General features: G+C 43.6%; 2 tRNA genes. Both read right to left on the reverse strand.

Annotation, left to right across the window (positions count from 1 at the left end):
* Window positions 1-310 precede the first annotated feature (310 nt).
* Window positions 311-386 (reverse strand) — tRNA-Ala (locus tag R2B72_RS18445).
* Window positions 387-436: 50 nt separating this feature from the next.
* A tRNA-Ile gene (locus R2B72_RS18450) sits at window positions 437-513 on the reverse strand.
* Window positions 514-525: the final 12 nt, after the last annotated feature.

Below are 525 nucleotides of genomic sequence, written 5' to 3' on the forward strand. Positions count from 1 at the left end.
GCATATCGGTGTTAGTGCCGTCCTTCTTAGGCTCCTAGTGCCAAGGCATCCGCCATGCGCCCTTTCTAACTTAACCTTTTGGGTTCAATCCGCTTAATGCTTCATGAATTCCATTGGTGACTTCTCTTCAACAGCGATGTATCCGAGAAAGTCGTAAAAAGGTATTGCATTCGTACATAACATGTTATCTACGAATTGGTTGATTCTTGATTTGTTACTATCAATGTCGTTTTATCCAGTTTTCAATGAACAATATTAAGAAAATCTATCGTAGTAAGCTCTTTAAACAAACAATGCTTAAAAGCTTTATTGGTGGAGCCTAGCGGGATCGAACCGCTGACCTCCTGCGTGCAAGGCAGGCGCTCTCCCAGCTGAGCTAAGGCCCCGGGATATGTTAGTTATTTAAATATAACTATAACTATACCTGAAAATTTAATGGTGGGCCTAAGTGGACTCGAACCACCGACCTCACGCTTATCAGGCGTGCGCTCTAACCAGCTGAGCTATAGGCCCCTTCAGGGTTTT

The sequence above is a fragment of the Sporosarcina sp. YIM B06819 genome (assembly GCF_033485175.1).
Taxonomy (GTDB): domain Bacteria; phylum Bacillota; class Bacilli; order Bacillales_A; family Planococcaceae; genus Sporosarcina.